The following is a 1,410-nucleotide window of genomic DNA, read 5'->3' as shown; positions in this document are numbered from 1 at the left end:
GCCCAAGTTCAACAGCAAAACCGATAAGCAACTGATTTCATTCAGGCCGAATGGCCGAAAATGTTACAACACGTGCGCTGTCAGGTGGGTTTTGGCAGGTTGAGTGTTTCGAAGAGGTCCAGTTGCTCCGGTGTGGTTTTGCTTATTCCATGGAAGCTGCGGCTTCCAGCGTATGCCGTGTGTTTTTGGATGTGCGACAGGATATCGAGGGCGATCTGGGGGCTCGCAGTGTGGCCCTTGGCTTTCAGGCGCATCCGCATGACGCGGTGAAGGGTGAGCGCCAGAAAGCAGATCAGGGCATGGGCGCGGATGCGGTCTGGCAGCCGGTGGTGAACTGGAGCGATCTCGATGTCGGATTTCAGCACGCGAAAGCCGCGCTCGATATCTGCCAGCGCCTTGTAGCGGGCGACGGCATCAGCCGGCGTGATCTCGGGGACATTGGTCAGCAAGACAAGCTTGCCGTCAAAGAGGCCGGCTCGGGCGATTGCCTCTTCATCGACCTCCCAGCTGAACCGATCGGCAGTGAAGTCAGCCTTGATGAAGCGCACAAGCTCGGCATCGGCGATGGCACGGACAAATCGGCTATAGGCCCCCCGATCTGAGGCGCGCCGCCCTTTTGAGCTCCTTCCCTTATCTTGTGCATCCAACTTGGTCACCATGGTGTTCCCCATGGCCTCCAACTCACTGATCTTCGCGCGGCGAGCCTCACCCTGCTCGATTGCGCGGGCGGCATCATGCGCGACAATCAGGCGGTGCCCTTCAAAGCTGGCCTCTCGCAGCCCGTCACCTGTCCTGAAGTCAAACCCCCGAAAGGTTTCCACCAGATCACCATAGCGGCGGGCAGGCACAGCCAGGATGAACTCAAGCTTGCGCCCATCCTTATCGGCGATGTCTGTCAGGTGGTGGATATTGTCCAAGCTCAACAGGCCGCGATCCGCCACCAGAATGATACGCTGGATGGGGAAGCGCTGCAGGACCGTTTGCACCATGCCCTGCAAGGTCTTGGTTTCAGACACATTGCCGGGATGGACTGTGTGCATGAGAGGCAGGCCATCGGCGGTCTGCACCACGCCCAGCACGAACTGCCGCGCGATGCCGCCAGTTTCCTTGTTCATGCCGAGGGCGCGGATGTCATCCTCAAGGCGGGCGTCGCCATGGATACGCACTGTGGTCAGGTCATAGAAGATCATTGTGAGGTCATGGTCCACAAGCGGCCTGATCTGGCGCGCCAGGGCTTCTTCGACAGCCTCGGTGTTGTCTATCAACGCGTCCATCGCGCGCAGAAGATGTTGATGCGTCACGGTTTCCGGCATTGCCGGCATCGCCACCGTGTCGAGCCAGCGCAAGCATCCCAGTTTGCTCGTGGCGTCGCAGAGCCGGTTGAATACCATCGCCCGGACGAGCGCTTCG

General features: G+C 59.7%; 1 protein-coding gene. It reads right to left on the bottom strand.

Features of this window, described 5'->3' with window-relative positions:
- Nucleotides 1-80: 80 nt before the first annotated feature.
- Nucleotides 81-1,410: IS1634 family transposase (locus ACSSVY_RS22750; protein WP_454272318.1), on the bottom strand; the 1,330-nt coding region annotated here is incomplete at its 5' end.

It is taken from the genome of Roseovarius sp. MBR-51, from assembly GCF_053628575.1.
Note: the sequence above shows the minus strand (reverse complement) of the source record. Positions and strands in the feature narration are given on the sequence as shown.